The organism is Paenibacillus terrigena DSM 21567 (assembly GCF_000374845.1).
GTDB classification, from domain to species: domain Bacteria; phylum Bacillota; class Bacilli; order Paenibacillales; family Paenibacillaceae; genus Paenibacillus_K; species Paenibacillus_K terrigena.
Map to the genome: position 1 here is coordinate 36,823 of NZ_KB895433.1, position 23,377 is coordinate 60,199.

Below are 23,377 nucleotides of genomic sequence, written 5' to 3' on the forward strand. Positions count from 1 at the left end.
GATGCATTTCCTTCATATCCAGTAGATTTACCCAAAATGTAAACATTATACGTCAAATCCCAAATTTCTATGCATTTAGCACCGAAAAATTTTGCTTGACATTTTAACGCGGTAAAGACATTTAGGTCATCCTAATACTGACATTTTATAATAATAACATACCTGAAAAGTCAAGTCAAGATTTCTATCCTTTCTAATACCAGGGTTATACTCTTTTTGTAGACTTAAAAATACGGTAACCCTTATCCTTGCCTACCTCTTCAACCTCATCCTCACCGAAGAGTTCTTCCAGCCTCGCTCTCGCCGATGGTGCACCTTGTTTCTTCTGAATCACAATCCATAGTTGCCCATCTGCATTCAAATGATCATAAGCTTCCGTAAAAATACGGTGAACCGTCTCTTTTCCTGCACGAATCGGCGGATTCGTAAGAATCACATCGAATGTCTTACCTACTACCTTCTCAAACAGATCACTCTGCTCAATCGTCACGTTATGTATCCCATTCGCTCTGGCATTCTCTTTCGCGAGCTCAACCGCCCTCTCATTCACATCAAGCATAGTTACATGCCCTTGCGGCGCCATAAGTGCGGCCGAGAAACCAATCGGACCATATCCACAGCCTACGTCGAGAACCTTCGCTTGTTCGGGGATCTCCATCATATCAATTAGAACCTTACTTCCGTAATCCACCCCGCCCTTTGAAAATACACCTGCATCTGTCACAAAGCGAAGTTTCTTACCGCGTAAAGTTTCTTCAATCGTATTGCGTTGGTGAGCCACAGAGGGCTTGTTCGAGTAATAATGCTCTGACATTATCCGTCCTCCTGTTCTTATCCTGTTTTGTATTATACAATAAACGCCCCCTAACTCAAATCGCACTTGTCTTTAATCTTTTCATTTTGAAATAAACGTCGTACAACACAAGTTTATTGCCCCTTTTTCCGCGCCAGAAGTCGAAGCGTGACCGTAGGGCGAAAGCGCCCAATAGCATATCAGTAACTTCTCTCCACATCTCTAGCTCATTCGACAAACTTTCGGGTGTCCAGAGGGTGAGCCCTCGGAATCCCCCTTACAAAGGGGGACTTAGGGGGATGACATCAAAGAGGTACAAGGATCCTTCCTATCTACGCAAAAGAAGCCTCCCTGTTGCCAGGAAGGCTTCTTCTTATCTAAACCGAAATTACTTAACTTCGATTGCTGCGCCAGCTTCTTCAAGCTTAGCTTTAACTGCTTCTGCTTCTTCTTTGGCAACTTTTTCTTTAAGTGGTTTTGGTGCGTTGTCAACAAGATCTTTAGCTTCTTTCAAGCCAAGGCCTGTAACTTCACGAACAACTTTGATTACGTTGATTTTGGAAGCGCCAGCGCTTGTCAAAATTACGTCGAATTCAGTTTGTTCAGCAGCTTCAGCAGCGCCGCCACCAGCCATAACTGCTACAGGAGCTGCAGCTGTTACGCCGAATTCTTCTTCGATTGCTTTAACAAGATCGTTCAATTCCAAAACGTTCATACCTTTAATTGCTTCTAAGATTTGTTCTTTACTCATGGTAGAACCTCCAATTATTATTATAGTTTTAGGATGCAAGCTGCATCATTGGTTTAAGCAGTTTCTTCTTGTTTCTCAGCAACAGCTTTAACTGCAAGTGCGAAGTTACGCACAGGAGCTTGAAGGACGCTAAGCAACATGGAGAGCAAGCCTTCGCGGGAAGGAAGTTCAGCAAGAGCTTTGATCGCTTCTACGCCAACAACTTGACCTTCTACAACGCCACCTTTAATTTTAAGAGCGTCGTTTTTCTTTGCGAAATTGTTAAGAATTTTCGCAGGAGCAACAGCATCTTCTGTACTGAAAGCGATCGCTGTAGGACCTGTTAATACTTCATCCAATTCCGACAAATTAGCTTCAGCAGTCGCACGACGTACCAAAGAGTTCTTCAAAACTTGGAATTCAATACCAGCTTCACGAAGTTGTTTACGAAGCTCAGTTACTTGAGCAACGTTCAATCCGCGGTAATCTGCAACAACCGTGCTCGCACTCTCGCGAAGTTTTGCAGTTACAACTTCAACAGCTTCTTGTTTAGCTTGGATAACTTTTGCGTTTGCCAATCTGTACACCTCCTATATTAAATCTACACGAAGCATTAAAAAAGCCTCCGTAGAAACTACGAAGGCATGATGACTGTAACTGAATTTGCATAGCAATTTCACTACAAGACTTTATCATAACACCTCGGTAGGAAATTAAGCTTAGTAGCACCTACTGTCTACGGTCAACATATTCAACTTCAAACAACTTTTATAGATTATCATGGCACATTCCAAAAGTCAATGCCACTTCATCATTTCCCATCACTTACCGTGACTGGAAAGATCTTATCTGTAAGAAGCTGTGTTTACGCGAGCGCCAGGACCCATAGTCGAAGATACAGAGATGTTCTTCAAGTATACGCCTTTTGCTGCAGCCGGTTTCGCACGATTCAATGCATCGATCAACGATTTCAAGTTCTCGTTTAATTTTTCAGCATCGAAAGATACTTTACCGATTGGAGCGTGAATTTGACCCGCTTTATCAAGACGGTACTCAATTTTACCCGCTTTGATCTCTTGGACCGCTTGGGTAACGTTGAAAGTAACAGTTCCTGCTTTCGGGTTTGGCATTAGGCCTTTACCACCAAGTAGACGACCCAATTTACCAACTTCACTCATCATGTCAGGTGTAGCTACGCAGACATCAAAGTCAAACCAGCCTTGTTGAATTTTGTTGATCATGTCAGCATCACCAACGAAATCCGCGCCAGCAGCTTCTGCCTCTTTCGCTTTGTCACCTTTAGCAAATACAAGAACGCGTTTTGTTTTACCTGTTCCGTGAGGAAGGACAACAACACCGCGAACTGCTTGGTCTTGTTTACGTGGGTCTACACCCAAACGAACAGCAACTTCAACAGACTCGTCGAATTTTGCAGTCGCAGTCTTTTTAACAAGCTCGATCGCTTCTAAAGACTCGTAAGTTGCTTCGCTATCAATAAGCTTAGCAGCTTCTAGGTATTTTTTACCGTGTTTAGCCATTTGTTTCTCCTCCTTTGTGGTTTTAGCGGAAAATCCTCCCACTTACTCGCCAACGAAGTTGGTCGAGACGTGCCTGCGAAGCAGGTCACGATACACGCTTGCGAAGCAAGTCGTGAAACGCCTACAATGTAGGACTTATGCTTACAGATCCCTTGGGATTAGTCAGCGATTGTGATTCCCATACTGCGAGCAGTACCTTCAACCATACGCATTGCAGCTTCAACAGATGCAGCGTTCAAGTCAGGCATTTTTTGTTCAGCAATTTCGCGAACAGTCGCACGTTTAACCGTAGCAACTTTCTTCTTGTTCGGTTCGCCAGATCCTTTTTCGATCTTAGCAGCAACGCGAAGCAATACTGCAGCCGGTGGAGTTTTAGTGATAAATGTAAAGGAACGATCCTCAAAAACAGTGATTTCAACAGGAATAATTAGACCTGCTTGATCTGCTGTACGAGCATTGAACTCTTTACAGAAAGCCATAATGTTAACACCTGCTTGACCCAAAGCTGGACCAATTGGTGGTGCTGGATTTGCTTTCCCTGCAGGAACTTGCAGTTTCACCATTTTAATTACCTTTTTAGCCATGTGAAAAACCTCCTTGCTCTAGAATGTGGTAGACGGGATGATTCCCTCCCACAAGAAACCAGATATTAAATCTTCTCCACTTGAGTGTAATCCAGCTCCAATGGGGTTTCTCGCCCAAACATATTGACGTGAACTTTCAACTTGCTCTTCTCGGTAATAATCTCTTCTACCGATCCAACAAAATTCGCAAAAGGTCCTACTTTGATACGCACGGATTCCTTCAAATCGAATTCGATTTTCGGTTTCGGCTCTTCCATACCCATGTGCTTCAGAATTTGTTCCACTTCTTCAGGCAACAATGGTGTAGGTTTGGAACCGGATCCGGTAGAACCTACGAATCCAGTAACTCCTGGCGTATTGCGAACAACATACCAAGAATCATCTGTCTGGATCATTTCGACCAAGACATACCCGGGGTAAACTTTACGCATGACGATCTTTTTCTTACCGTCTTTGTTCACCACTTCTTCTTCCATAGGAACAAGAACACGGAAAATCTTGTCTGTCATGTCCATTGATTCGACGCGCTTCTCTAAATTGGCTTTCACCTTGTTCTCATACCCAGAGTAGGTATGAACGACGTACCATCTTTTCTCCATATCTAGTCACCCGGGACCCTTCTTAAATTATCGCTTCGACCAACGAAGAAATTCCGATGTCCAGAACCCAGAAGTAAAAAGTAATAACGATGATTGTGAATAGTACAACAACCGTATAGCTCGTCAACTCTTTACGACTTGGCCAGCGAACCTTTTTAAGCTCAGCCCAACTTTCTGAGATGTAGGAAAACATAGAACCAAAGCTGCGTTTTACACTACCTACGAAAGACACGACGACACCTCCAAAAAACTATCTTGTTTCGCGATGAGAAGTCTGCTCGTTGCAATACTTGCAAAATTTCTTCATCTCCATGCGGTCGGGGTGATTTCGCTTGTTTTTGCTGGTCGTGTAGTTTCTTTGCTTACAATTCGTACAAGCCAACGTTATAATTACCCGCATGATGTGCACCTCCCGAAGACATTCTATAAGTAGATATGTCTAAATTCATCCTAAAAAAACGTACGCATATTTAGGGCTACCTAAAACACTTTATCATACAGGTGAACCCATGTCAACGAAGGGCAGAGCTTCTCTCGATTAATTACAGTATGGGTCAGCCCCAGGAAAGATAAACCTCTATATCGATCTTATTGATATATCAACGAGTATATATCTTTTGTATATAGATTATCGCACTCTATTTTCCAATAAATACATGATTTCCATCTCACTTGTCCCACAAATAAAAAAAGACTCTCCCGAGTCTCCTTCCGTCTACAATCCCAAATCACGATCTTCTAAATAACGTTCCAACTTGCGCTTTACTCGCTGCAATGCATTATCAATCGACTTCACATGCCGCTTGAGATCCACTGCTATCTCTTGATAAGAACGACCATCCAAGTACAGCATTAATACTTTACGCTCCAGATCACTCAAGATCTCAGACATCTTATCTTCCAGCCCCACGAATTCTTCTTGATTAATAATCAATTCTTCCGGGTCCGATACTCTAGAACCACAAATGACATCCATCAATGTGCGATCAGAATCTTCATCGTAGATGGGTTTGTCGAGTGAAACATAAGAATTAAGTGGTATATGCTTCTGCCGCGTCGCCGTCTTGATTGCCGTAATAATCTGCCTCGTGATGCAGAGCTCAGCAAACGCTTTGAACGAGGAGAACTTGTCCCCTTTAAAATCACGAATCGATTTATATAAACCTATCATACCTTCTTGGATAATATCTTCTCTATCAGCACCAATTAGAAAATAAGAGCGGGCTTTGGCGCGCACAAAATTACGGTACTTGTTAATCAAGTACTCTAGTGCATCACTGTCGCCTTCGCGGACGGCATCAACGATATCTTCGTCTGCTCTGATGTCATAATCGAACATTTTTAAATCTTTGAGGTCGACACTCACCAAATATCCCTCCGCCCAGCAACGTCAGCACGAAACTCTCATTAAAGTATAGACTCCAGTATATATTATGTAACCTATACCGTCAACCAAGGTCATCCAAATTCTATTACACTTAGTAAAATATCACTTTTATAACCAATTATTTCATCATTTTACTAATTAAAGAATGTCATTTCCCTCGCCGCATTTGTTCCAACTTCGAAAGAATATCTGCACTCATCTTGCTCTCTAATGGATTTCTCTTGTTGCTTGGTTGGTCTCGTTCAATAAACGTCTTAACTTCGCGTTTGCTATGCTCAATTTCGATCAATAGCTCTCTTGCAGACACTCTTAAAGCACCCTGGCCAAAAGCGACATGCTGCTCCACAGAATCCGAAGTGGCAACATAAATCTGTCTCCGTCGATGCGTCAGTTCATGCACGAAGCGTTCTATACATTCATCGGCTGTTTCTTTCTCTTTTGTGAAATGAACGGAAATTTGATTCTGAGCGAATACTCCGCCAAGTCCAGGAACGCGGTAAGCATCAAAGACAACGATCACACGTCTTCCCGAAAAAGCTTGATAGTCTGCCAATCGATTCAACAGATGATCCCTTGCTTCTTGCAGACTGATACGCGACAAAGTGACCAGCTCCGGCCAGGAGCCGATCATATTGTAACCGTCGACGAGCATCACATCCCGCAAGTCCGGTGTTCGCTTCTTCCCCATGGTCTAGCCTTGCTGCTTGCGCTGTCTCACAACCTCGTACATGAACACACCTGCGGCAACGGAAGCATTCAAGGAATTAATCTGTCCAGCCATAGGCAATTTGATGAGAAAATCGCATTTATCCTTTAACAGACGCCCCATTCCTTTGCTTTCATTCCCAATGATGACCGCAATCGGCATATTGAAATGATTCGCATCGAATAGCTCTGCCTGTGCCTCGACATCCGTTCCGATAACCCAGACGCCATCCTTCTTCAACTGATCAATGGTCTGTGCAAGATTCGTCACCCGCGCAACAGGTACGTACTCCACTGCACCTGCAGAAGTCTTGGATACTGTTGCAGTTAGTCCGACAGAGCGGCGTTTCGGAATGATAACACCGTGTACTCCCGTGCAATCGGCCGTACGCAAGATAGACCCGAGGTTATGCGGATCTTCGATCTCATCCAAGATGAGAATAAAAGGCATTTCTCCCCGCTCCTGCGCAGCTGCCAGAATATCCTCAACCTCTACATATTCATAAGCTGCTACTTGTGCAACAACACCTTGATGCTGCACGTCCGGTACCATTTGATCCAATTTACGTTTGTCCGCATTTTGGACGACAATTTTTGCATTTTTCGCTTCAGCTAGGATCGGCAGCGTAAGATGCTTCTGCGCGTTATCTGCGATCCATATTTTATTGATTGTGCGACCGGAACGAAGCGCCTCCATAACTGAATGCTTCCCGGCAATAAACTCTTCCATTGTGATAGCCTCCCGAGCTTTTATGTCTTTGGATTCTCTTGCTGTGACTGTTCAATCGCGAGTCCAATTAAATATTGCAGCCGATCCATTTGTTTGTTGTAATACAAAAATCCAACGAGACATTCAAACGCCGTCGCATGCCGGTACTCCAGAACATCCGCGTTCTTCGGAACACTACCTGACTTTGCATTACGTCCCTGACGCACAACATCTTGTTCTTCTTCCGTTAACACCGGCATCCATAACCCAAGAAATTTGCACTGTGCTTTGGCAGACACATACTGCGTTGCCTGCCGGTGCAAATGATGCGGCCGCTGATTCGGCTGGGAAATTAAATATTGCCGAATCGCGACCTCATAGATCGCATCGCCGATGTAAGCGAGTACGATTGGATTCATCAACTGCGGTTTCTTCGCTGGCGGATAACTGAACCAATACTCCGCTTCTTTCTCTTCATTCGAATTCATGCTTCACCTGCTCTCATTTACGGCGCCAACGCATCCCTTGCGGGGTATCTTCCAGCACGATGTTCTGCTCGGCTAGGAGGTCACGAATTTCATCCGCACGCGCCCAATTTTTTGATTTACGCGCGTCAACCCGCTCCGCAATCAGATTCTCGATCTCTTCATCCAGTAGTTCTTCCGACTTGTTCTCAACTAGGCCCAATACGTCATTGAAATGATCGAACAGCCCCGCAATCGCTTGTAATTCGCCAGCTTTCACGATAGCCCGTTGTAAAACCAGATTCGTCTCGCTCACAAGGTCAAACCACGCTGTAATCGCATCCGCTGTATTGAAGTCATCATCCATTTTGGCATGGAATTGCTCACGGATGTGGCTAAGACGCTCGGTAAGCTCCTCGCTTGCCTCCCCCGGATCAACAGCGGACCGTAGGCGGTGCTGTAAATTCGCATATGCATTCTCAATACGCGATACACTGTTCTCTGCTTGTGCCATCACTTCTTCCGTGAAATTGAGCGGATTCCGATAGTGGCCTGACAGCATGAAGTACCGCAGTACAGGCGCTTTATATTTCTTACGAAGCTCGACGACCGAAATGCCGTTACCGAGTGATTTGGACATTTTTTCATTATCGATATTGATATAGCCGTTATGCATCCAGTAGTTCGCGAGTGACTTGCCGGTTACGGATTCCGACTGTGCAATCTCACACTCATGATGCGGGAACTGCAAATCTTGACCGCCGCCATGGATATCCAGAGTATCCCCCAAATAGCGTTTTACCATTGCTGAACACTCGATATGCCAGCCTGGACGTCCGTTGCCCCATGGGCTGTTCCAATAGATCTCGCCTGGTTTGGCGCCTTTCCAAAGGACGAAGTCCTCAGCATTCTCTTTACGCTCATCAACCTCAATCCGGATCCCGAACTGCAACTCTTCAATATTCTGGTGAGACAGCTTGCCATAGTCCTTGAACTTCTGCGTACGGAAATAGACATCGCCTTGGCTTGCATAAGCAAAATCCTGATCGACGAGCTTTTGGATGAACTCCACAATCTCTACAATATTCTCCGTTACGCGCGGGTTCATCGTTGCCGGGCGAACACCAAGGCCTTCAATATCTTCATTGAATGCTTGGATATAACGCTCTGCCACTTCTGGCACAGTCGTTCCCAGCTGTTCTGCTTTACGAATTAATTTATCATCCACATCCGTAAAATTCGTTACATAATTCACTTCATAGCCAATCGTTTCTAAATAACGGCGAACAACATCGAAGAAAATAACCGGACGCGCATTCCCGACATGAATGTAATCATATACCGTAGGACCGCATGTGTACATACGGACCTTCCCCGCTTCAAGCGGTTCAAAAAGCTCCTTCGTTCGATTCATCGTGTTGTAGATGTGCAACGCCATGTTTTACACGCCCTCTTTCGTTTGTTGTTGTTCCTGTACGATGCTGAGTTCCTTCTTCAGTCGATCGATTTGTTCTTGCATCTGTCTGAATTGATCAATAATCGGGTCCGATACTTGATTATGGCTTAAGCGATCGAGCCGCTTCCCATCCTGCTTCACGATACGTCCAGGAATCCCGACAACCGTGCTGTTCGGCGGCACTTCATTAAGCACGACCGAATTGGCACCGATCATCGCATTGTCTCCTACACGAAAAGATCCGAGGACTTTCGCTCCTGACGCGATAACCACATTATTGCCGATCGTTGGATGACGTTTACCTTTTTCTTTCCCCGTTCCCCCAAGTGTAACGCCTTGATAGATCACCACATTGTTGCCGATCTCACATGTCTCTCCAATGACGACCCCCATACCATGGTCAATAAACAGCCGATCTCCGAGTGTAGCACCGGGATGAATCTCGATCCCTGTAAAAAATCGACTCGTCTGCGAAATGACGCGCGCAACACTATACCACCGGTGTCTAAATAACCAATTCGCCAATCGATGCGCCCAAATGGCATGCAACCCTGAGTAAGTAAAGACCACTTCAAACTTGCTTCTTGCCGCCGGGTCGTTCTCAAACACCGTCTGAATATCCGACCTCATTCTCTGAAACATGCTGATCCCCTTCTATCCCCTCAAAATAGAAAACGCCCCTACAGCAATGAATCATTGCTGCAGAGACGTACAAACGCGGTCCCACTCTGCTTAAGCACTAAGATGATGCTACACGATCATCTTAAGTGCTTCACTTTAGCGTCCTTAACGCGGACGACACGATATCCCCTACCCTGCACAGCAGATCGGAAATACAGCTCCCAGGTGCATGTTCAGCTCATTAAGGATTAGGCAACTTCCAGCCATGGCTGCCCTCTCTGAAATCCTTGCCTTACAGCTTACTTCTCCTGTTCTTCGCTTTTAGAGGTTTTTATCAAATTGAAATGATGTTGATTGTAATTATATCCAACACATGTCACTCTGACAAGAGACGAAAATCTGTTAATTGAGGGATCTCGTCTTATGCCAAAAATGCACGAAGTCTTGCAACGACTTTATTTTGTCCGAGAAGCGCAATCGTCTCGTTGAGATCGCGACCATGTGTCTGTCCCGTTAACGCCACACGAATCGGCATGAACAATTGTTTGCCTTTCGTGCCCGTTTCTTTCTGCACTTCCTTGATCGCAGTCTTAAGCGAATCTGCCGTGAACTCCGTTAAAGCTTCCGCTTTGCCAAGGAATGCCGTAAGTACAGCTGGCACTTGCTCTTCCGCAAGAACTGCTGCTCCTTCTTCATCCATTTGAATCTCATCTTGGAAGAATAACGCAGACAGTTCAACGATATCGGAAGCAGCGCGCATTTGCTCTTGGTATAACGCAACGAGCGAATTCGCCCAAGCTTGTTCTGCCTCGGACAACGACGCCGGCAACAATCCTGCTTTTTGCAGATGAGGTATTGCTATCGCAGCGATGCGCGCTGGCTCTGCATTCTTAATATAGTGATTATTTAACCAGCTTAATTTGTTCGTATCGAACACCGCTGGACTCTTCGACAAGCGACCTGCATCAAAGATTTCAATAAATTGCTCACGCTCGAAGATCTCATCTTCGCCTTTAGGCGACCAGCCGAGCAGTGCGATGAAGTTAAATAACGCTTCCGGCAAGTAACCCAATTGATCATATTGTTCGATAAATTGAATGATTGATTCATCACGCTTACTTAATTTCTTATGATGCTCATTCACAATTAATGTCATATGACCAAATATCGGCGGTTCCCAGCCAAGTGCATCATAGATCATCAACTGGCGAGGCGTATTGGAGACATGATCCTCTCCGCGTAATACATGCGAAATTTTCATCAGATAATCATCGATAACAACAGCGAAATTGTATGTTGCAATTCCATCTTTCTTCACAATTACGAAATCACCGGACACATCGGATTCGAATGAAATCGAACCTTTGACCATATCATCGAAGCTAATGGTTCTACCTTCAGGTACACGGAAGCGAATGCTCGGTACACGGCCCTCTGCTTCGAACGCAGCGCGTTGCTCATCCGTTAAATCCCGATGACGACCTGAATAACGCGGCATTTCTCCGCGAGCTGTCTGCTCTTCACGCTCTTGCTCCAGCTCTTCTTCCGTACAATAACATTTATATGCAAATCCACCATCGATCAGCTGCTGGGCATATTGATTATAAATATCAAGACGTTCCGTCTGACGGTATGGACCGTACTCTCCGCCAACATCAATACTCTCATCCCAAGTGATTCCAAGCCATTTTAGGTAGGTTAACTGGCTTTCTTCCCCACCCTCAATATTCCGTTTGAGATCCGTATCTTCAATACGAATAATGAATTTTCCATTATGATGACGTGCGAACAAATAGTTGAATAGCGCCGTTCTTGCATTACCGATATGTAAATGTCCCGTCGGGCTTGGCGCATAACGTACACGAACTTCTTGTGTCATAGGACTCTAGCTCCTTTTCCATGCGGAGAATTGCGACTGATCGCCTTTAAATACCCTTAATCATAGCACATTCTGAATGAGGCAGACAACCGACTGGGCTGCAATTCCTTCGCCGCGCCCCGTAAAGCCAAGCTGTTCTGTCGTCGTTGCCTTCACATTAATTTTCGTTACATCGGCTTCCAGCATCTGAGCAATCCGTTCCTGCATTTGCGGGATATAAGGAAGCATCTTCGGCTTCTGCGCAATAATCGTGCAGTCTAGATTACCCAGCCCATACCCAGCATCTTTGGCCATCACCCAGATTTCCTCCAGCAGCTTCACGCTATCGGCATCCTTGAACCGTTCATCTGTATCCGGAAAATGCTTGCCAATATCCCCAAGACCGAGTGCGCCAAGAATGGCATCACTAATGGCATGAAGCAGCACATCCGCATCTGAGTGCCCTAGAAGCCCTTTCTCATAAGGAATCGTAATCCCCCCGATAATGCACGGTCTTCCCTCTACCAGTTGATGTACATCAAAGCCTTGTCCAACTCGAATCATTGCTGTTCCTCCCTCATTTGCTGTAACCAGAACTCTGCCGATACCAGATCGTCTGGCGTCGTAATTTTGATATTCGTATAATCCCCTTTAACGACATACACGGGCAATCCTAGTCGCTCGACCAACATAGAATCATCGGTCCCGACGAACTGCTCCCGCTGCGCCTCTTCATGCGCTCTAACCACATCCGCATAGCGAAAAGCCTGTGGGGTCTGGATAGCCCACAAGCTGCGGCGGTCTGGCGTATGTTCGATTCGACCTGCTTCATTCACCTGTTTGATCGTATCCTTCACCGATACAGCAAGGACGGCTGCCCCATGACGCACTGCTGCTTCATAACAAGCGCGAACCCGCTCCTCCGTCACAAAAGGACGGACCCCATCATGGATAAAGACCCAATCGGCATTCAGAGCGAGCAGCCCTTGATAGACCGAAAATTGACGTTCCGCTCCACCTGCGACGATTTTTGTTATTTTCTGAAGACCATAGGTCTTAATCCACGCTGTACAACGTTCAACATCCTGCGCGCCGACGACGAGTACGATCTCATCGATCAGTGTCATCTGTTCGAATTGCAGCAACGTATGGACAAGAATCGGTTTCCCTTCCAGCAGCAAATATTGCTTGCTCTCCGGTGTCCCCATCCTTGATCCTTTGCCTGCGGCGACGATGACTGCGCCAACCCGATTGTTCATGTATATCCCTGCCTTGCTATCTCACATAGTTTGATCTATCTACAGATTCGACATATGCGATCAACAACCCTTTTTTAACATGTTAGACTTTATAATTATCCGAGGCCCCCCGCAAAGTATCTGAATCAGTTTCGAAGCCACATCGTCACTTTGTGTGGAATATTATTGGGCTTTTTCCAACAATTTCGGCTTTGCGAAGATCATCCGGCCTGCAGAAGTCTGTAGCACACTTGTCACGAGCACTTCCATCGTCGTCCCGATATACTCTCGTCCACCCTCGACAACGATCATCGTGCCATCATCTAAGTAAGCTACGCCTTGACCGTGCTCCTTACCATCTTTGATCACTTGAACGATAATTTCTTCACCAGGCAATACAACCGGCTTCACAGCGTTAGCCAAATCATTAATATTAAGTACGGATACCCCTTGCAGCTCACACACTTTGTTCAAATTGAAATCATTCGTAACCACTTTACCCTGGAGAACTTTGGCCAGCTTCACAAGCTTGCTATCCACCTCGGAGATTTCATCAAAATCGCCTTCGTAGATCAGCACTTTCACTTCAAGCTCTTTCTGAATTTTGTTCAGAATATCCAGCCCTCTGCGCCCCCGATTCCGCTTCAACAGGTCCGACGAATCCGCGATATGCTGAAGTTCCTCGAGTACGAATTCTGGAATAACAATGGTGCCCTCGATAAAGCCTGTCTTGCAAATGTCTGCAATCCGTCCGTCAATAATGACGCTGGTATCCAGAATCTTATGTTCCTCATTCCCACGATCAGGCCGACTTTCTCCACTGCCTCTTCCTCGGGTGATAATTGCTACAAGTTCTTCTCTCCGTTGCAGTCCTAGCCATAACCCTGCAGCACCACAGGCCAATGTCAGAACAATGCCCATTACATTACCAAGCGATTCTACGATCGGCTCTAACAGGTAAGCCACACCTAATCCACCAACAAGTCCAAGAAATGCAGCAAATACGTGTTCAAAAGGAAGGCTTGTTACCTTATCAAGTCCAGTCCGAACCCGGCTCAAGACCGAATCCCCACCTAGTGAAAATAAGACCAAAAATACCGTCATACTGATACCCATAAATAACACAGTTCCAACCAGTGCACTTGCATCACCGAACAACGATTGCAGCCAATCTGTCGTCTGAATTCCTGCGAGTGAGTACACCACAAATCCAACCCAAGCCCCTAACAGCAACCATAGGGTTTGTATTCCTTTTTTTAACATAAGATTCACCTCCTTTACAATTATGGTCCAAATTCATCCAAGCTAATCTTTGCAGATAGAACTTTTTTCATTGATAACTGGTAATTCATTCACTTATAATTGAGTTAAATTCGGATTCGACATTTAAGATTGTAATCAAGAATACTAATAAATCGAGGTGTATACACATGAGTGAGTCGACTTTACAAGCGTTTCAGGAGCAGGTCTCCGAATTGTTACTACGTCACCGCAGTCTCTTGGATGTTCTCTCGAAATATGGCCAGTCCAACGCATCGGTTAATCGTTCTGTCGTGAAAGCGGTTACGGAATGCGGATGTATCGAACTGAATGCAAGCAAGCAATCTTATCCGGAGGAAATAACGCAGACCAATCATCAGCTTTCAAGCCATTTGAACGGCCAACTCTGCGAGAATTGCAGAGAAGTGGTTACCGCCGAACTCGGTAGGAACTTATTCTACATGTCGGCATTATGTAACTTGCTTGATGTGAAAATGAATGATGTTGTGCAAAGTGAATCGAAGAAATGCTCCACACTTGGCTTTTTCAACTTATCGTAGTCCCATCAAACTGATATAAAAAATAAAAAAGCATTTATTTCAGATCTCCTTGGAGAACGAAATAAATGCTTTTTATTTGAGTAAATCAGCTATTTAGTTGATCAGAACGCGAAGCCTCTTCTGCCTTGGAGGCTGCACGCTTGTTTTTACGTCGCTTGGTGAATACCAACTCAACGTTTTTTTTTAAGCCATACAACGCATAGAATGCGAGCGGGATAAGAATCAATTTCGGCGTCTGTGCCGGGAACCTAAGGGCAAGAAATAAAGCTATAATAATAACGATCGGAGCGATCCAGAGTGCCTTCTTAGGGATTCCAACCTTCTTGAAGTTCGGATATTTCACACGGCTAACCATCAGATACGACAGCAATAACGAACTAATCACAAGATAAGGTGTAGCAAGATCTGCATGGAACAACGCTAATGTACAGAGAACGCCACCCGCTGCCGGAATCGGAAGCCCAATGAAATAGCCTGGCGTACCCGATATAACGTTAAACCTTGCAAGACGTAGTGCACCACAAATCGGAAATATTGCCGTTACCGACCATGCGAGCAACGGGTTCAAATGCGTAAACGCAGTCACATACATAATAAAAGCTGGAGCTACACCAAAAGATATTACATCAGACAGGGAATCAAGCTCTTTCCCGAAATCACTCTGCACATTTAGCGCACGAGCGAAATGGCCATCAAGCCCATCCATTAGCATAGCAATAATCACCATAATAGCGGCGTAATCATTCTCACCGTTAAAGACTAATATGATGGAAATAATTCCGAGAACCAAGTTACTAATCGTAAACAAGTTCGGAATCGATTTTGTTATCATAGACTCACCTCATATTTACTATGCCCCAGTGTCATTCATTGATTGTATGACAATTTATATTTGTCTGTCAATAAACACCTGTTCTTGGATACGCTTAAGACCTTCCTTAATCGTACGGGCACGCACTTCACCAATTCCATCCACTTCATCCAATTCTTCGATCGTCGCCATGGTTACATGCGGCAGCTGGTAGAACCGCTGAACCAAGTTGTTTATGATGACATTCGGCAAGCGCGGGATTTTACTCAGGACGCGATAGCCACGTGGCGCAACCGATTCTTCCGTCATCAAGTTCGAAGATTGGTACCCTAATAATCGAATAATAAAATGTGCATCAAGCAGTTCATCCGAGCTGCACTTCTTAAGACATACGAAGATTTCCTTCAGCTTCTCCTCGGATATATCCTTCGCATAGTCTTTGATCAACAGCCTTGCGTCTTCCTCGGTATTACCCACCAATTCTTCCATCTGCATACTAATCAAACGGCCCTCATTACCTAACTCATGAATGTATCGTTTGATCTCCTGCTTGATTCGAAGCGCCATTTCGAACCGCTGTACGACATGCACAACTTCCTGCAATGTAACCAGCTCTTCAAATTCAGAGGCTGTCAGGTTCGTCAGCGCTTGATTCAGCACCACTTTGTACCGCTCCAACGTCTGGATCGCTTGATTCGCTTTCGTTAAGATGACGCCAATTTCTTTGAGGGAATAACGTAAGTTCCCTTGATATAGGGTAATCACATTACGCCGTTGGGATATGGACACGACGAGCTTTCCCGTCTGCTTAGCCACCCGCTCCGCTGTACGATGTCTAATCCCTGTCTCAATGGAGGAAATCGATGAATCCGGGATAAGCTGCGTATTGGCATAGAGGATTCTTTTTAAGTCTTCACTTAAAATGATCGCACCATCCATCTTCGCAAGCTCGTACAGATAGTTCGGCGAGAAATCACAGTTAATGGAGAATCCTCCATCTACGACTTCCATCACTTCCGGACTGTATCCAACAACGATTAATCCCCCGGTTTTCGCGCGAAGGACATTCTCCAGCCCATCCCGAAACGGTGTCCCTGGCGCTACCAATCGAAGAAGATCATTTACATTATCTTGTTGAACCGTTTCTTTCATTCTCTATTATGCCCCCTAACCTAATGCAGCTCTTAGCGCTTCCGCTACGGTGTTAACACCGATAATTTCGATCCCCTTGGGCGCTTTCCACCCCTTTATACTTTTCTCAGGCATAATCACACGCTTGAAGCCAAGCTTGTGTGCCTCTTTGACCCGCTGTTCCACACGTGATACGGCTCGCACTTCCCCAGTTAGTCCAATTTCACCGAAAAATACATCGTACGGCTGTGTTGGTGCATCCTTAAAACTTGACGCAATACTCACGGCAATCGCAAGGTCAACCGCAGGCTCATCGAGCTTAACGCCACCCGCAACATTCAAATAAGCGTCCTGATTCTGCAAGAACATGCCCATTCGTTTCTCCAGCACCGCAATAATAAGCGACATCCGCTGGTGATCGACACCTGTCGACATTCGCCGTGGCGACGGGAAATTCGTCGAAGCTACCAAAGCTTGGAGTTCAACAAGAACTGGACGAGTTCCTTCCACACTAGCTACAACAGTCGATCCCGCGACCCCGAGAGGCCGTTCTGATAAGAACAACTCCGATGGGTTGGATACTTCCTCAAGCCCTGTTTCTTGCATCTCGAAAATGCCAATTTCATTGGTCGAACCGAATCGGTTCTTCACCGCACGCAGCAATCGGTATGTATGATGCCGCTCCCCTTCGAAATACAATACACAATCCACCATATGTTCCAATAAACGCGGCCCTGCGATCGCTCCTTCCTTGGTGACATGCCCCACGAGCACGGTCGCAATTCCCTTGACCTTAGCAATACGCATAAAATGCGCTGTACATTCACGAACTTGCGAGACACTACCAGGTGCCGAAGCTACAGAGGGTTGGTATACTGTCTGAATCGAGTCTATGACGAGGAAATCAGGCTGGATCTCATCGATAGCTTCCTCTATCTGCTCGAGATTCGTCTCACATAACACGAATAGAGACTCAGACAATGCATTTAATCGATCGGCACGCAGTCTTGTCTGGCGAACCGATTCCTCGCCCGATACATAGAGCACCTTGAGCCCCGCTATTGTAAGCGCATGTGACGTCTGCAGCAGCAGCGTGGATTTCCCAATACCGGGATCACCGCCTACTAGAATTAATGAACCGGGAACAAATCCGCCGCCCAGAACACGATTAAGCTCAGCGATGTGTGTCTGAATGCGAGGTTCTTTACCACTCTCTATATGTATGATGGATTGGGGTTTTTCTTTCGTATGAAAAATGGGCGATTGCATCCCTTGCGTCTTGACTACTGTCTGGGTCTCTTCGACCATGGTATTCCAGCTCATGCAACCAGGACATTTGCCGAACCATTTCGCTGTCTCGTGACCGCATTCGGTACAATAAAATTTTGTTTTGACTTTCGCCATTTCGCTCTCCTAACTAACATTCATCTTTGGCGAAAAATGACTGTTTTCGCAAATTTCGTACTTCTTTCAATTTTACCATTTTTAATCATGAGAGAAAAGGAAAACCCGAAACCTTATAGGTTCCGGGTTCAATATACGTTGAATACGTACGAAAAAGGTTATTTTAATGATGCAGAACGACCAAATTGCCTTCCTGCTCATCAATGGTTAAGCTGTCACCCTTCGAAATTTTACCCATTAAGAGCTCTTCCGAGAGACGATCTTCAATATGTTTCTGAATCGCACGACGCAACGGACGCGCACCGTAAGCGGGATCAAACCCTTCCTTCGCGAGGAAAGCTTTCGCTTTGTCCGTCAACGTGAAGTCGACTTCTTGTTCCTTCAGTCGATGACGAAGATCTTCCGCCATGAGAGACACGATCTGTGCAATATTCTCTTCACTGAGCGAATGGAAAACAATGATCTCATCAATCCGGTTCAAGAACTCTGGACGGAAGCTCTTCTTCAGCTCGCCCATCACTTTATCCTTCATGTTGTTATAATCTTTGCCGGAGTCATTCGATGCGGTGAAGCCAAGGGTAGAATTACGCTTGATTGCCTCTGCACCGACGTTCGAAGTCAGAATGATCAACGTATTACGGAAATCTACGACACGGCCTTTAGAATCTGTAAGACGTCCATCCTCCAGTACCTGAAGCAAGATGTTAAACACTTCAGGGTGCGCTTTCTCGATTTCATCGAGCAACACAACCGAATATGGCTTGCGTCTAACTTTCTCCGTTAATTGACCGCCCTCTTCATAACCAACATATCCTGGAGGCGCTCCGACCAGACGTGATGTCGAATGTTTCTCCATATACTCGGACATATCGATCCGAATGACTGCATTCTCATCACCGAATAGGGACTCCGCTAGGGCACGTGCTAATTCTGTTTTACCGACCCCAGTAGGACCTAAGAAGATGAATGAGCCAATTGGACGTTTCGGATCCTTCAGACCTGCACGTGCACGACGTACCGCACGGCTGACAGCCTTAACCGCTTCTTCTTGACCGATGACACGCTCATGAAGAATGGATTCCATCTTGAGCAAACGCTCGGTCTCTTCTTCAGCCAACTTACGAACCGGAATTCCCGTCCAGCTCGCTACGATCTGCGCAATATCATCTGGCGTAACTTCCGAATCGGTGCGTCCTTGCTTCTCTTTCCACTGATTCTTCGTCAGATCCAGCTCTTCCCGCATCTTCTGTTCTGTATCGCGAAGTGCCGCTGCTTTCTCGAACTCTTGGCTCTGTACAGCTGCATCTTTTTCTTTGCGAATATCTTCAAGACGATTCTCGAGCTGCTTCAAATTCGGCGGTACCGTATACGAATTCAGCCTTACCTTCGAACCTGCTTCATCGATCAAATCGATCGCTTTGTCCGGTAAGAACCGATCCGTGATGTAACGGTCTGACAATTTCACCGCTGCTTCAATGGCTTCATCTGTAATTTTCACCCGGTGGTGGGCTTCGTAACGGTCACGCAGTCCATGCAAGATTTGGATCGCTTCCTCTGGGGAAGGCTGATCTACCGTAATCGGCTGGAATCGACGTTCTAGTGCAGCATCTTTCTCAATGTACTTGCGGTATTCATCGAGTGTCGTCGCACCAATACATTGCAACTCACCCCGTGCTAGAGAAGGTTTGAGAATATTCGATGCGTCAATAGCGCCTTCTGCTCCGCCTGCACCGATTAAGGTATGAAGTTCATCTATGAATAGAATGATATTCCCCGCTTGGCGAATTTCGTCCATGATCTTCTTCAGACGATCTTCGAATTCCCCGCGATATTTGGTCCCGGCTACGACGGAGCCCATATCCAAGGTCATAACACGCTTATCTCGCAGCGTCTCAGGAATTTCGTTCTGGATAATACGTTGTGCAAGTCCTTCTGCAATTGCCGTCTTACCAACCCCTGGCTCCCCGATAAGGACCGGATTATTCTTCGTTCTACGGCTCAAGACTTGAATCACGCGTTCAATTTCATTACTGCGGCCGATTACAGGATCTAAGTTCCCGTCTTTCGCAAATGCCGTTAAATCACGCGCGAGTGAATCGAGCGTCGGTGTGCTGACATTCGCAGGTGTTCCATGATGACTCGATACAGCTTCGCTGCTGCCTAGGAGCTGCAACACTTGCTGACGCGCCTTATTTAAGCTAATGCCTAGATTATTGAGTACACGTGCTGCCACGCCTTCGCCTTCGCGAATCAATCCAAGAAGGATATGTTCCGTGCCTACATACGTATGACCCAACTTACGTGCTTCGTCCATGGACAGTTCAATGACTTTCTTCGCACGAGGCGTATAAGCAATATTCGTTGGTTGCTCCTGTCCACGACCAATCAAAGATTCGACTTCGTCTTGAATCTTCTCAAGTCCCAGTCCAAGCGCAATCAAGGCTTTGGCTGCAATGCCTTCTCCTTCACGAATCAGTCCAAGAAGAATATGCTCCGTACCAATATTGTTGTGACCTAGACGCACGGCTTCTTCTTGCGCTAATGCCAATACTTTCTGTGCTCGCTCTGTAAATCTTCCAAACATCATATCTATACACCTCCGCTTAAACTAATTATAACTAGAATTTATGATTTAGAAAGCTTATCGCGTATTAATGCCGCGCGATAAATATCTCTTTCTTCTGTATTTAACTTGCGACCGTATACTTGCTGTAGGAATCCGGTCTGGGACATCACAATCAGTTCATTCAATACATCGGATGAAACATGATCGATTAGACCGAGATCTAGGCCAAGCCGAACATCGGATAGCCGTTGCGATGCCTCTTTTGAATCCATCACTTCCGCATGCGTTAGTATGCCGAAGGATCTCCGGATACGGTCTTTAATGCGAATCGGGGATTCAAGCATAATCTTCTCCCGCGCCGCTTTCTCATGTTCAATGATTTGTCTTGCCACACTATGCAAATTATCAATGATTTCCTTCTCGGATTGACCCAAGGTGATCTGATTCGATATCTGGAACAAGTTCCCGATCGATTCACTACCTTCACCATAGATACCTCGAACGGCTAGACCTACCTGTGTAATTGCCGGTAGCAATCGATTCATTTGTTGCGTTAAGACGAGAGCAGGCAGATGAATCATCACCGATGCCCGAATTCCAGTACCTACATTTGTAGGACAGCTGGTCAAATATCCGCGTGCCTCATCAAATGCATAATCTACTTGTTCTTCAAAAACATCGTCAATCCTGCTAGCGAGGTCCCAAGCTTCTTCTAATTGAAAGCCAGGGTAAAGACATTGTATACGAAGATGATCTTCTTCATTAATCATAATGCTAGCTGCTTCATTATCGCTAATAATGACAGCCCCATTACGGGATTCATTCGCCAAATTCGGACTAATCAGATGTTTCTCAACCAATACGCGTTTATCGAGCTCACTCATATCGGCTAATAATACTTCGGAGAAGTTACCGATTTCCTTCATTCCTTTGACCTGCACCACTTGGCTTAATCGTTCCAGAATTTCTTTGGACTGCTGATTTGTTGCCAGCATCGGGAATGGAAGGTTATCCAAGTTACGCGCAATCCGAACGCGGCTGCTAATAACGATGTCTGAGTCTGGGCCTCTCCCACGCATCCATTCGCTTAATGCCTTCTCTGTGAATTTATGAGCTTCCATCCAACATCCCTCCACTGCACTATGACATGTTATCCTGCAGAAATTCGTTTTTCCAGCTCCCGTATTTGATCACGGATTTGAGCAGCATCCTCAAACTCTTCGTGAATAATGCGGTATTGCAACTGCTTCTTTAATTCCTCAAGCTCTCGTTTGTTTTGAATTGAGCCTCCGCGACGTTTAGGAATTTTGCCGATGTGTTTGGTATTGCCGTGAACTCTTTTGAATAACGGGTCGAGACGATCCTCAAAATGCTTATAACATGAACTACATCCGAATCGTCCTATCTTGCTGAATTGTGAATAAGTTAATCCACATTCATCACATCGAATCGTCTGTGCTTTGGTACTCGTTGAACTGCCTTTACCTGTCGGATCAAAATCGAGCAATCCCGATAATAAGCTATGAATAGAGAACCCATTCGCTGTTCCCGGAATCAATTCGCCTTTCTCACGGGCACAAGATTCACAAATATGAAATTCCGTTTTCTCACCATTCACGATTTTCGTGAAATGCAATGTCGCAGGCTTCTTACCGCATTCTTGACAGACCATGTAAAGGACCTCCTTCGATCTAACTTACTACTTCTTATGCATCAGCAAAGATAACAGCATCGCGCGAAGCAGGCTCGCCCTGAGTTCGTCACGGAGCGGAAGCTTGATCACGAGCACATCGCGATTTACTGCAGCACGAAGCAGATTCGCTTCACGCCTTGTAATCATACGGGCTTCTTCTAATTGATAGATCAGCCCCTCCGCGGCCCCTTGTTCGATGCGGTCACCGATGGTGTGCCGTAAATGCTCTTGAATCGCCTGTTCCGCAGGCAATTGAATTCGTTGAATCCGTATATACCCGCCGCCTCCGCGTTTACTCTCTACAACATATCCCTTTTCGAGGGTAAATCGCGTGCTGATCACATAATTGATCTGTGACGGGACACATGAGAATTGATCGGCTAATTCATTGCGTTGAATTTCAATCATACTGCCCGGACTCTCATGCAGAATACTCTTCAGATATTGTTCTATAATATCAGAGATATTACGCATTGATTCATCCTCCATGGTGAAATGTAAAGGTCAAAACATTGGCGTTTAGTTGACCTTGACTTTCTTTGACTTTATAAACATGATATCACTTTTCCCACACACTTTCAACATCTCTTCCCTCTTATTATTGTTGCATTTCTAATAAGAAATATACCCTTTACGCTCACCTCTGACATAATATATCATTCCATACCTCAACTGTACCTTGTTCAATTCAAATCCTTGGGATTTTCGTCATCCTATCAAAGCTGGGGATAATTTTATTTTCAAAATAAAGTTATACATAATGTTGAGTATGGCTTGTTAATCATGTGGATGAGTTTGTGGATGGTGTGTATGATTCCGTGGATGATCCTGTTGAAAATATGTATATTATGTCGATCAAGCATTGATTAACATTTATCCACAGTGTGGATAAATACTTTCACATATTCTTGGTTCAAAAATCTGTTGATAATGGCTACGCTAATTAGAAGTTATCAACATAAAAAAGACCACCTTCGAGAAATGAATCTCAAAAGTGGTCTTTAGCTGCTTGGCATCGTCCTACTCTCCCAGGACCCTGCGGTCCAAGTACCATCGGCGCTAGAGGGCTTAACGGTCGTGTTCGGGATGGGTACGCGTGGAACCCCTCCGCCATCGACACCAAACGAATTACTAATTCAGGTTTACAGCATTACCACATGCTGCAAGCATTCTGATCCACATCACTGCGCTTGGCAGCTATGCTTTTCTTTTTGCTCCCTGAAAACCGGATGCGAAATAAATTTGCGTTTTATGTTTTAGGATAAGCCCT

General features: G+C 45.3%; 26 protein-coding genes, 1 rRNA gene and 2 other annotated features. Of the genes, 1 reads left to right on the top strand and 26 read right to left on the bottom strand.

The window, feature by feature from the left end:
- Positions 1–205: 205 nt before the first annotated feature.
- The 18 genes from C558_RS0128595 to C558_RS0128680 form a co-directional block, all read right to left on the bottom strand.
- A complete protein-coding gene (locus tag C558_RS0128595; RefSeq protein WP_018759720.1) occupies positions 206–814 on the bottom strand; it encodes a class I SAM-dependent methyltransferase in 609 nt (202 codons plus the stop codon).
- Positions 815–1,181: 367 nt separating this feature from the next.
- Positions 1,182–1,544, bottom strand: coding sequence for a 50S ribosomal protein L7/L12 (rplL, locus tag C558_RS0128605; protein ID WP_018759722.1), 363 nt, complete (start codon positions 1,542–1,544; stop codon positions 1,182–1,184).
- Between the two features lie 53 nt (positions 1,545–1,597).
- Positions 1,598–2,101, bottom strand: coding sequence for a 50S ribosomal protein L10 (rplJ, locus tag C558_RS0128610; RefSeq protein ID WP_018759723.1), 504 nt, complete (start codon positions 2,099–2,101; stop codon positions 1,598–1,600).
- A 28-nt stretch (positions 2,102–2,129) separates the two neighbouring features.
- Positions 2,130–2,283: a sequence feature (ribosomal protein L10 leader region), on the bottom strand.
- Between the two features lie 85 nt (positions 2,284–2,368).
- Entirely contained in the window at positions 2,369–3,061 is a 693-nt protein-coding gene (gene rplA / locus C558_RS0128615; RefSeq protein WP_018759724.1) for a 50S ribosomal protein L1, read from the bottom strand.
- Positions 3,062–3,219: 158 nt separating this feature from the next.
- Positions 3,220–3,645, bottom strand: a complete 426-nt coding sequence (gene rplK / locus C558_RS0128620) for a 50S ribosomal protein L11 (RefSeq protein WP_018759725.1) — start codon at positions 3,643–3,645, stop codon at positions 3,220–3,222.
- A 65-nt stretch (positions 3,646–3,710) separates the two neighbouring features.
- A complete protein-coding gene (gene nusG, locus C558_RS0128625) occupies positions 3,711–4,244 on the bottom strand; it encodes a transcription termination/antitermination protein NusG (RefSeq protein ID WP_018759726.1) in 534 nt (177 codons plus the stop codon).
- Positions 4,245–4,266: 22 nt separating this feature from the next.
- A complete protein-coding gene (gene secE, locus C558_RS0128630) occupies positions 4,267–4,437 on the bottom strand; it encodes a preprotein translocase subunit SecE (protein ID WP_051106939.1) in 171 nt (56 codons plus the stop codon).
- A 57-nt stretch (positions 4,438–4,494) separates the two neighbouring features.
- Entirely contained in the window at positions 4,495–4,644 is a 150-nt protein-coding gene (gene rpmG / locus C558_RS33510; protein ID WP_078502963.1) for a 50S ribosomal protein L33, read from the bottom strand.
- 315 nt (positions 4,645–4,959) lie between these two features.
- Positions 4,960–5,610 carry an RNA polymerase sporulation sigma factor SigH gene (gene sigH / locus C558_RS0128635; protein ID WP_018759728.1) on the bottom strand — a complete coding sequence of 217 codons (651 nt, stop codon included), beginning with the start codon at positions 5,608–5,610 and terminating at the stop codon, positions 4,960–4,962.
- Between the two features lie 169 nt (positions 5,611–5,779).
- Positions 5,780–6,319, bottom strand: coding sequence for an NYN domain-containing protein (locus C558_RS0128640; RefSeq protein WP_018759729.1), 540 nt, complete (start codon positions 6,317–6,319; stop codon positions 5,780–5,782).
- Positions 6,320–6,322: 3 nt separating this feature from the next.
- Positions 6,323–7,066 carry a 23S rRNA (guanosine(2251)-2'-O)-methyltransferase RlmB gene (rlmB, locus tag C558_RS0128645; protein ID WP_018759730.1) on the bottom strand — a complete coding sequence of 248 codons (744 nt, stop codon included), beginning with the start codon at positions 7,064–7,066 and terminating at the stop codon, positions 6,323–6,325.
- A gap of 20 nt (positions 7,067–7,086) precedes the next feature.
- Positions 7,087–7,533 (bottom strand): Mini-ribonuclease 3, encoded by a 447-nt coding sequence (locus C558_RS0128650; protein ID WP_018759731.1) that lies wholly within the window; start codon positions 7,531–7,533, stop codon positions 7,087–7,089.
- A 13-nt stretch (positions 7,534–7,546) separates the two neighbouring features.
- A complete protein-coding gene (gene cysS, locus C558_RS0128655) occupies positions 7,547–8,947 on the bottom strand; it encodes a cysteine--tRNA ligase (RefSeq protein ID WP_018759732.1) in 1,401 nt (466 codons plus the stop codon).
- A gap of 3 nt (positions 8,948–8,950) precedes the next feature.
- Positions 8,951–9,607 carry a serine O-acetyltransferase gene (gene cysE / locus C558_RS0128660; protein ID WP_018759733.1) on the bottom strand — a complete coding sequence of 219 codons (657 nt, stop codon included), beginning with the start codon at positions 9,605–9,607 and terminating at the stop codon, positions 8,951–8,953.
- A 58-nt stretch (positions 9,608–9,665) separates the two neighbouring features.
- Positions 9,666–9,911 (bottom strand) — a binding site (T-box leader).
- 96 nt (positions 9,912–10,007) lie between these two features.
- The gene (gltX, locus tag C558_RS0128665) at positions 10,008–11,465 is read right to left on the bottom strand and encodes a glutamate--tRNA ligase (protein ID WP_018759734.1); all 1,458 of its coding nucleotides are present in this window, start codon (positions 11,463–11,465) and stop codon (positions 10,008–10,010) included.
- A gap of 60 nt (positions 11,466–11,525) precedes the next feature.
- Complete coding sequence (gene ispF / locus C558_RS0128670; protein WP_018759735.1) at positions 11,526–12,008, bottom strand: 2-C-methyl-D-erythritol 2,4-cyclodiphosphate synthase; 483 nt, start codon at positions 12,006–12,008, stop codon at positions 11,526–11,528.
- Complete coding sequence (gene ispD, locus C558_RS0128675; RefSeq protein ID WP_018759736.1) at positions 12,005–12,703, bottom strand: 2-C-methyl-D-erythritol 4-phosphate cytidylyltransferase; 699 nt, start codon at positions 12,701–12,703, stop codon at positions 12,005–12,007. Before ispD ends, ispF begins: the two co-directional genes overlap by 4 nt.
- A 162-nt stretch (positions 12,704–12,865) precedes the next feature.
- Positions 12,866–13,945, bottom strand: a complete 1,080-nt coding sequence (locus C558_RS0128680; protein ID WP_018759737.1) for a PIN/TRAM domain-containing protein — start codon at positions 13,943–13,945, stop codon at positions 12,866–12,868.
- A gap of 167 nt (positions 13,946–14,112) precedes the next feature.
- Here C558_RS0128680 and C558_RS0128685 point away from each other — a divergent pair, with 167 nt between their 5' ends.
- Positions 14,113–14,502 carry a nucleoside triphosphate pyrophosphohydrolase family protein gene (locus C558_RS0128685; RefSeq protein WP_018759738.1) on the top strand — a complete coding sequence of 130 codons (390 nt, stop codon included), beginning with the start codon at positions 14,113–14,115 and terminating at the stop codon, positions 14,500–14,502.
- A gap of 85 nt (positions 14,503–14,587) precedes the next feature.
- Here C558_RS0128685 and pssA read toward each other — a convergent pair whose 3' ends face one another.
- The 8 genes from pssA to rrf all read right to left on the bottom strand — a co-directional run bounded on the left by pssA (position 14,588) and on the right by rrf (position 23,231).
- The gene (pssA, locus tag C558_RS0128690; RefSeq protein WP_018759739.1) at positions 14,588–15,334 is read right to left on the bottom strand and encodes a CDP-diacylglycerol--serine O-phosphatidyltransferase; all 747 of its coding nucleotides are present in this window, start codon (positions 15,332–15,334) and stop codon (positions 14,588–14,590) included.
- A gap of 54 nt (positions 15,335–15,388) precedes the next feature.
- A complete protein-coding gene (gene disA, locus C558_RS0128695; RefSeq protein ID WP_018759740.1) occupies positions 15,389–16,465 on the bottom strand; it encodes a DNA integrity scanning diadenylate cyclase DisA in 1,077 nt (358 codons plus the stop codon).
- 15 nt (positions 16,466–16,480) lie between these two features.
- The gene (gene radA, locus C558_RS0128700) at positions 16,481–17,848 is read right to left on the bottom strand and encodes a DNA repair protein RadA (RefSeq protein ID WP_018759741.1); all 1,368 of its coding nucleotides are present in this window, start codon (positions 17,846–17,848) and stop codon (positions 16,481–16,483) included.
- A 163-nt stretch (positions 17,849–18,011) separates the two neighbouring features.
- Positions 18,012–20,435 carry an ATP-dependent protease ATP-binding subunit ClpC gene (clpC, locus tag C558_RS0128705; protein WP_018759742.1) on the bottom strand — a complete coding sequence of 808 codons (2,424 nt, stop codon included), beginning with the start codon at positions 20,433–20,435 and terminating at the stop codon, positions 18,012–18,014.
- A 38-nt stretch (positions 20,436–20,473) separates the two neighbouring features.
- Positions 20,474–21,535, bottom strand: a complete 1,062-nt coding sequence (gene mcsB, locus C558_RS0128710) for a protein-arginine kinase McsB (RefSeq protein WP_018759743.1) — start codon at positions 21,533–21,535, stop codon at positions 20,474–20,476.
- Between the two features lie 29 nt (positions 21,536–21,564).
- Positions 21,565–22,086, bottom strand: a complete 522-nt coding sequence (gene mcsA, locus C558_RS0128715; protein ID WP_018759744.1) for a protein-arginine kinase activator protein McsA — start codon at positions 22,084–22,086, stop codon at positions 21,565–21,567.
- Positions 22,087–22,113: 27 nt separating this feature from the next.
- Complete coding sequence (locus C558_RS0128720; protein WP_018759745.1) at positions 22,114–22,581, bottom strand: CtsR family transcriptional regulator; 468 nt, start codon at positions 22,579–22,581, stop codon at positions 22,114–22,116.
- 533 nt (positions 22,582–23,114) lie between these two features.
- Positions 23,115–23,231: ribosomal RNA gene (gene rrf, locus C558_RS0128725) — 5S ribosomal RNA — on the bottom strand.
- Positions 23,232–23,377 lie beyond the last annotated feature (146 nt).

What these genes read in the sequence shown, in the direction of transcription:
- gltX (WP_018759734.1), bottom strand. Translation starts at nt 11,465, where the DNA reads ATGACACAAGAAGTTCGTGTACGTTATGCGCCAAGCCCGACGGGACAT.
- rpmG (WP_078502963.1), bottom strand. Translation starts at nt 4,644, where the DNA reads ATGCGGGTAATTATAACGTTGGCTTGTACGAATTGTAAGCAAAGAAAC.
- ispF (WP_018759735.1), bottom strand. Translation starts at nt 12,008, where the DNA reads ATGATTCGAGTTGGACAAGGCTTTGATGTACATCAACTGGTAGAGGGA.
- rplL (WP_018759722.1), bottom strand. Translation starts at nt 1,544, where the DNA reads ATGAGTAAAGAACAAATCTTAGAAGCAATTAAAGGTATGAACGTTTTG.
- mcsA (WP_018759744.1), bottom strand. Translation starts at nt 22,086, where the DNA reads ATGGTCTGTCAAGAATGCGGTAAGAAGCCTGCGACATTGCATTTCACG.
- C558_RS0128640 (WP_018759729.1), bottom strand. Translation starts at nt 6,319, where the DNA reads ATGGGGAAGAAGCGAACACCGGACTTGCGGGATGTGATGCTCGTCGAC.
- rplK (WP_018759725.1), bottom strand. Translation starts at nt 3,645, where the DNA reads ATGGCTAAAAAGGTAATTAAAATGGTGAAACTGCAAGTTCCTGCAGGG.
- clpC (WP_018759742.1), bottom strand. Translation starts at nt 20,435, where the DNA reads ATGATGTTTGGAAGATTTACAGAGCGAGCACAGAAAGTATTGGCATTA.
- C558_RS0128650 (WP_018759731.1), bottom strand. Translation starts at nt 7,533, where the DNA reads ATGAATTCGAATGAAGAGAAAGAAGCGGAGTATTGGTTCAGTTATCCG.
- nusG (WP_018759726.1), bottom strand. Translation starts at nt 4,244, where the DNA reads ATGGAGAAAAGATGGTACGTCGTTCATACCTACTCTGGGTATGAGAAC.
- pssA (WP_018759739.1), bottom strand. Translation starts at nt 15,334, where the DNA reads ATGATAACAAAATCGATTCCGAACTTGTTTACGATTAGTAACTTGGTT.
- cysE (WP_018759733.1), bottom strand. Translation starts at nt 9,607, where the DNA reads ATGTTTCAGAGAATGAGGTCGGATATTCAGACGGTGTTTGAGAACGAC.
- secE (WP_051106939.1), bottom strand. Translation starts at nt 4,437, where the DNA reads ATGTTTTCCTACATCTCAGAAAGTTGGGCTGAGCTTAAAAAGGTTCGC.
- C558_RS0128595 (WP_018759720.1), bottom strand. Translation starts at nt 814, where the DNA reads ATGTCAGAGCATTATTACTCGAACAAGCCCTCTGTGGCTCACCAACGC.
- C558_RS0128720 (WP_018759745.1), bottom strand. Translation starts at nt 22,581, where the DNA reads ATGCGTAATATCTCTGATATTATAGAACAATATCTGAAGAGTATTCTG.
- cysS (WP_018759732.1), bottom strand. Translation starts at nt 8,947, where the DNA reads ATGGCGTTGCACATCTACAACACGATGAATCGAACGAAGGAGCTTTTT.
- C558_RS0128685 (WP_018759738.1), top strand. Translation starts at nt 14,113, where the DNA reads ATGAGTGAGTCGACTTTACAAGCGTTTCAGGAGCAGGTCTCCGAATTG.
- radA (WP_018759741.1), bottom strand. Translation starts at nt 17,848, where the DNA reads ATGGCGAAAGTCAAAACAAAATTTTATTGTACCGAATGCGGTCACGAG.
- rlmB (WP_018759730.1), bottom strand. Translation starts at nt 7,066, where the DNA reads ATGGAAGAGTTTATTGCCGGGAAGCATTCAGTTATGGAGGCGCTTCGT.
- ispD (WP_018759736.1), bottom strand. Translation starts at nt 12,703, where the DNA reads ATGAACAATCGGGTTGGCGCAGTCATCGTCGCCGCAGGCAAAGGATCA.
- C558_RS0128680 (WP_018759737.1), bottom strand. Translation starts at nt 13,945, where the DNA reads ATGTTAAAAAAAGGAATACAAACCCTATGGTTGCTGTTAGGGGCTTGG.
- disA (WP_018759740.1), bottom strand. Translation starts at nt 16,465, where the DNA reads ATGAAAGAAACGGTTCAACAAGATAATGTAAATGATCTTCTTCGATTG.
- rplA (WP_018759724.1), bottom strand. Translation starts at nt 3,061, where the DNA reads ATGGCTAAACACGGTAAAAAATACCTAGAAGCTGCTAAGCTTATTGAT.
- mcsB (WP_018759743.1), bottom strand. Translation starts at nt 21,535, where the DNA reads ATGGAAGCTCATAAATTCACAGAGAAGGCATTAAGCGAATGGATGCGT.